5 protein-coding genes are annotated in these 6,326 nt (G+C 41.1%); 1 reads left to right on the plus strand and 4 read right to left on the minus strand.

The window, feature by feature from the left end:
- Positions 1-81 precede the first annotated feature (81 nt).
- From Q0R88_RS11705 to Q0R88_RS11720, 4 genes are all read right to left on the minus strand, one after another.
- Positions 82-312: an Imm74 family immunity protein gene (locus Q0R88_RS11705; RefSeq protein ID WP_295716276.1), complete on the minus strand. Its 231-nt coding sequence runs from the start codon at positions 310-312 to the stop codon at positions 82-84.
- A gap of 124 nt (positions 313-436) precedes the next feature.
- Positions 437-1,570: a carboxypeptidase-like regulatory domain-containing protein gene (locus tag Q0R88_RS11710; RefSeq protein ID WP_295716277.1), complete on the minus strand. Its 1,134-nt coding sequence runs from the start codon at positions 1,568-1,570 to the stop codon at positions 437-439.
- Between the two features lie 701 nt (positions 1,571-2,271).
- Positions 2,272-3,549: a serine hydrolase domain-containing protein gene (locus Q0R88_RS11715; RefSeq protein ID WP_295716279.1), complete on the minus strand. Its 1,278-nt coding sequence runs from the start codon at positions 3,547-3,549 to the stop codon at positions 2,272-2,274.
- A gap of 279 nt (positions 3,550-3,828) precedes the next feature.
- Positions 3,829-4,623, minus strand: a complete 795-nt coding sequence (locus Q0R88_RS11720) for a hypothetical protein (RefSeq protein WP_295716281.1) — start codon at positions 4,621-4,623, stop codon at positions 3,829-3,831.
- A gap of 260 nt (positions 4,624-4,883) precedes the next feature.
- Here Q0R88_RS11720 and Q0R88_RS11725 point away from each other — a divergent pair, with 260 nt between their 5' ends.
- Complete coding sequence (locus tag Q0R88_RS11725; RefSeq protein WP_295716283.1) at positions 4,884-6,203, plus strand: PQQ-dependent sugar dehydrogenase; 1,320 nt, start codon at positions 4,884-4,886, stop codon at positions 6,201-6,203.
- Positions 6,204-6,326: the final 123 nt, after the last annotated feature.

Here is a 6,326-nt window from a genome sequence, read left to right on the forward strand (position 1 = left end):
ACAGAATACTTTATTTCCGAAATAAGAGTTACATTAGATAAAAGACACCTTGGCTTTATACAATCCAAAATGAATTATTAATTAATCTTCAAAAATAATCTTGAAGTCAGGATTGTTGTATTTTAGAATATCTGCTATGAGCTCTCTTTTTTCTTCGCTTGTCAACATAATGTCCTGATGCGGACTTTCCCAATTTTCTATTGACCCAATCGATGCATAAAATGTAGGGGTCAGGGTCAACTCACCCTCGATCTTAACTTTTTTGTCTTTAAACTCAACTAATATATAAGAACGCGTACCAGTAATTTTCATTCTCTACCTTTTAAATATTCTTATTTTCAAAAGTGTCTTAGGATTGGCTTTTTATATCCCGGTTAACTTATTCATTGAGCAATGCTGCACCATTCACCTCCCCTCTTGATACCTGATACTAAAATCAGTCCCCCGGCTCATAATCAACGGGCAGCAGATCCGCCAGTTTGGCTTTTGACCATGTACCTTCATACAGTGGGCTTGGATTTGATACTATTATGCCATTCATATCAAATAGCGCGTAGTTGGTAAATAAGGTTACAATGCTGGTTTCAAAGTTCTCCATATCCAGCGGGCGATATACATCCTTAAACTCGGTAAGCTCATGCTTTTTAGTATATACCACATACAAAAAATGAGGAAACATTAATGCATAAATTCCAGGCTGCGGTGTTTTGCGCAAGATCTCGATAGATTGATATGGTATTTTTACCACATTTTCATCATTCCATTTGGTGAGGTTACCTAACTTGTACCAGGCATTAAGGGAATCGCGGTTTAACTCCCTGAATCTTTTAATTTTTTGCTGAATGAGTTCCTCAGGCGGGCGTTCCCTGTTTAACGCCCGGGTAAAATCATGGGCTTCAAAACCCTCCTCTTTTAACCTGTCTTTATACAATGAACGGTAAAAATGTTGTGCCGAACCATAATAAGCCTGCTCACGTTTTAGTTTCCACAGGCGTTTTTGTTCGGCAGTACCCGGCAATTGCTCAAAAAGTGCCTTGCCCGAGTATTCAATAGTATGTTCAATACCGTCGCTTAAAAACTTCTTCAGTAAAAATTTGGTGCGATAACCAAGCGCACGGTTCTCCACCACCAAAAATTCTTCGCCCTCAGCCTCCAGTTGTTGTTTATTACGGTGATAAATAAGATTAAGAACATGCGAGTTGAGCACCCTGCACAGTTTGGAGTTTTCAGTAGTGCCTATAAATTCGCGCTTAAACTGTTCATAGTTCTTCTTCCAGTCGGCGTTACTGCTTATCACTACTTCGCGTAACATCAACACCTTTTGGGTAAGCGAAATATCAAGCTTTAGGGGCTCATGCCCTACCTGTATGGTTTGCGAATAATCTTCATATCCCACCACGGTAACTACCAATTCATACTGCCCCGGCTTAACGCCCGATAGCGTGTATGAACCATCCTCGGCACTTGAAGTACCATATGTAGCATTGCTTAAAAATACGCTGGCATTGGCCACGGGGGCTTTACTTTCGCCATGCACCACCTTGCCGGTAATGATTGCATTTTGCGCCAAAGTAAAAAACGGGCATAGTAAAATAAAAGCTGTTAGGAGTATCCGGATTGGCCGCATTAACTAAAAATACTGAAATTTAATTTTCAAGCCACTAAAAAACACATTTTTTATGAACGCAGCATGAATTGACATCGTATTTTTTTGTTGATACAAGATTTTTACAAAAACACACCTGTGGTTGGCGGATCAAGTTGGATTGGCAATGACTGTTAAAAAAACAGGTTTGTTGTAGAGATATGGATCTGTGCTTCGTGATATCAATTATATCTCAGATCTTAATACAAACAGCCTGATATGTTAAAAATCGATCTAAGCCCGGCCTTTAAATTTCACTCATGAGAACGAGTAAAATTTGCTCATACAATTAAAACACATATATCTTTTAACGGGTAGAAAAAAAAGAAATACTTTAAATACTGAACCTCTTGACACACGATAATCAGAAACTTTATTACACTTTGGGCAATTAGGTTTCGCCTCAGGTATTTTATTATTAATTAACTCCAATTCTTTATTAACTTAATTATTACTGTGTCTAATATACACAATAAACGAGATAATTTTTAATATTTGGAATATTTTTTAATTTATATGAAAAAAAACAACATGTCGACAGTGGTAATCAGGTAATGTATGATCCGGTTTAAAGACCGACTTTTAGAAAGCCAAAAGCGGCCCACTAAAAGTCGGTTTTACATAAATCAATCCGTTAAAGCCTGGTAAACTAGCGCCCTAAATTTATCTTGTATAGCATTATGAGGCAGCGGCCAATTCTGTATAAACAGCAAACATACCAGGTGCTCTTTAGGGTCAGCCCAATACAAAGTGCCATAAAAGCCACCCCAGGCAAAAGAACCTTCACTCATACCCAGTTTTTTTGAACTGGTCTCTGAAGTAATGCCAAAACCCAGCCCAAACTTGTCTTTTTCTGGATTGAGGTACAGGTCGCCGATTTGATTGGTGGTCATTAATTGCACTGTATGGCGGGCCAGTAAACGCTGGCCGTTGTATGTGCCGCCATTCAGCATCATTTGTAAAAAGGCAGCATAATCCTTAACTGTTGAACTTAAACCCGCACCGCCAGCATAATAAGTACCGTTCACTGTAGGGTAGTCCACGCTTATAGGAGTAAATGTTCCTGCGTTCCATTTAATAAGGCGACCTTGCTTATCGGGTGTATAAACGGCTACCAGCCTGTTTTGCTTGGCCGCCGGAATGTAAAAATAAGTATCCTTCATCCCCAGCGGGTCAAAGATGCGTTCTTTAAAAAACTGGTCTAAACTTTTGCCGGATAGTTTCTCTACCAGGTAACCTAACACATCTACATTTAACCCATAGGTCCAGCGTTCGCCGGGTTGATGCACCAGTGGTAAAGTCCCAAGTTTATTGATAGAATTGGCCAGCAATATTCTATCGGTAACAAAACCAGCCTGTATACCTGCTTTACCATAAATAGCATTCATCTGGGGCGAACCAATCTGGGCATATCCTATACCTGATGTGTGAGTAAGCAGGTCGCGGATTGTTATTTCCCTTTTGGCAGGGATGGTTGTGTAAGTTGTATCCTTGTCATTATAAGTATCTAACACCCTTGGATGAGCAAACGTTGGGAGATATTTGGAGATAGGATCATCAAGTAAAAATTTCCCTTCTTCAAAAAGCATCATCACCGCCACGCTGGTAATAGCTTTAGTTTGTGATGCGATGCGAAATATAGCATCGTTGTTCATTAGCTTTTTTTGTTCCAGATCGGCAACGCCGAAAGATTTGTTATAAACTATCTTACCATTGCGGGCTATCAACGCTACTGCCCCGTTTACATATCCGGAATCAATATTTTGCTCAATCATCTTATCGATGCGTTGCAACCTTTCGTCCGAAATTTTCTCGTTAGCCGGCATGCCTGCCTGTAATGTACCCTGTGCAAAAATATTACCCGCGAGGGTTATGAATAATACGGAGGTTAATAGTTTTTTCATCTAAGGAATGAGGTCTATAATTTCTCCCAAAATAGGATTTTTTTAATTATAAAATTCAGGAAAAAGCAGCAGCAAATGCCATTTCCCTTTAAAGCGTAATGGAGGGATATATTACTGATAACCATAACGAAGAACACGATACTGCTAACGCGCCAACTTATAGGGCGAACAACCTTTTGCTTGTTCATTTAACAAAAAAAAAGTCGCCCATTACAGGCGACCTTTTCATTATATATATTGGGATATGAATAGTCTTACATAATTATCAGGTTCTTAAGCTTATTGCCTTACGCCAAAACCTCCGCGATTATCGGCAAATTGACGTCCTCCGCCCCTGTTGCCATGATCCTGGCCATTTGTATGGTCATTGTGGTTACCGCCATCATTGTGTCCGCCACCCCAATTGCCATCCTGGTTATGGCCACCATTGTCAGGTCTTCCACCCCAGTTACCCTGATCATGCCCGTTGCCTTGGTTTGGCCGGCCTCCCCAGTTTCCACGATCACGCCCATCATTTGGCCTGCCGCCCCAATTGCCACGGTCATTATTTCTGTTGCCTCTGTCCCATCCACGGTTATCATGGTTTTGGTAAGCATATCCTCCATCATATCTTCTTCCTCCATCATATCTTCTTTCAAAACGGCGTCCCCAGTTACCGCGGTCACCGTCATAACCTCCCCATCTTTGTCTGTAAACATCATGATGCATATAAGGGCGTCGGCCACGTACCTCGTACCTTGCGGCAGCACGCCAATCATAGTTACGATATGCCCCTGGCAGGTAAGCACAGGTTACCCAGTTGTTACCATCATTGTAATAATAGTTATGGTTTGTTACGCTGTAGTAAGCTTCAACCTCTGGCAGGTAATAATAATCATCACTGTTATCATTATAATTAACCTGCGCGTTATCATCATAATAAACCGGCTCCTGAACTACAACTGGCGGGGGGGCCGGTACATAAACATGACGAACCGGTACATTAAAGCCTACATGTATTGATAATTGAGCGTTGGCTTTATTAGCTATTAAACCACTCATTGCTATTGCTGATAATATGACTATGTTTTTCATTTTGTTAAATTTTATACATCTATGACGCCCTGGCACCCCAATGGTTTAATCTATTGTTGCTATCTATGTTCAAACAGCTATAAATCAGCATTTAATTTTAGCTTAGCGTTGAAAGACAAAATTAAATTCCAGCCAATTGACTTTCATTGAATAATGCTCCTCCCCAAAAACCTAAATACGTATGTGTCATACAATTACTACAAAACAGATTTCGGTATTCACTGTATATTTATTTAATTTGACAACCAATAATCTTTACCATGAAAAACAAAAAAATATTTTTGGCATTGCTGCCTGCGGTGGCAATAACCGGCTGTATGTTATTTTTTAGCGCGTGTAAAAGCGGAGGCCCTGCTGATAAAAAAAACATCGATTCCACCGGTTCAACAACAGCACCGACAGGTGTTAATGCTGGCCTTAAATTACAAGCCGGGTTTACCGCTGCTGCTATAGCCGAAAATTTAGGTGGTACAAGAGAGATAGCTGTTACCCCACAAGGCGATATTTATGTAAAACTAACCGGAGCAAAAACAGGCAAAGGCATTTTATTTTTACACCAGGATGCTGATAAAGCTACTGTAAAAACATCCTTTGGCGATTTTAGCGGTACCGGTGTTTATGTAAAGAAAGGCTACCTGTACGCATCATCCGATGAAGAAGTTTTCCGTTATAAATTGAATGATAAAAATGAAGTGATCAACCTTAATCAACCCGAAAAAATAGTTACGGGCTTAATAAGCCGTAATGAACATGAGGCCAAGGCAATCACTTTAGATAATGATGGTAACCTGTATGTTAATATTGGCGCTTACTCCAATGCATGCCAGGTAGAAGACCGAAAAAAAGGTTCACCGGGTCAAAAGGGCTGCCCTATTTTAGATTCTGCAGGTGGTATATGGCAGTTTAAGGCCGACAAGCCTAACCAGCATTATGGCGACGGTATACGTTATGCAACCGGCCTGCGCAACGTTGTAGGGATGGACTGGAACCAGCAAAACAACCAGTTGTTTGTAATGCAGCATGGTCGTGATCAGTTACATGATCTGTTCCCTGAGTACTTTACTACCAAGCAATCTGCCGAGTTACCCGCAGAGTGTATGTATGCTATTAAGAAAGGCGATAACGCCGGCTGGCCTTATATGTATTACGACTGGCAACAAAATAAAAAAATATTAATGCCGGAGTATGGCGGCGATGGTAAGAAAGAAGGCGGCGAAACAGCGATCAATCCGGCAGCCGCATTCCCGGGTCACCTTGCTCCTAATGGCTTGTTGTTTTATACCGGCAGCCAATTCCCAGAGAAGTATAAAAATGGCGCTTTCATTGCGTTCCATGGTTCATGGAACCGCGCGCCGGAGCCACAGGCTGGTTACTTTGTAGTTTTTCAGCCTTTTAAAGATGGTAAAGCAAGCGGTCAATGGGAAATATTTGCTGATGGTTTTGCAGGTGGTGCAGAAAAAGCAGCATCTGGTCGCGCCGAACACCGCCCTTGCGGCCTGGCACAAGGCCCCGATGGTTCTTTATATGTAACCGACGACAGTAAGGGGACTATTTATAAAATAACCTATAAGAAAGGCTAAAGGCTAAAGGCTAAAGGCTAAAGGCTAAAGGCTAAAGGCTAAAGGCTAAAGGCTAAAGGCTAAAGGCTAAAGGCTAAAGGCTAAAGGCTAAAGGCTAAAGGCTAAAGGCTAAAGGCTAAAGGC

Origin of the sequence: Mucilaginibacter sp. (assembly GCF_025362475.1) — a bacterium.
Taxonomy (GTDB): domain Bacteria; phylum Bacteroidota; class Bacteroidia; order Sphingobacteriales; family Sphingobacteriaceae; genus Mucilaginibacter.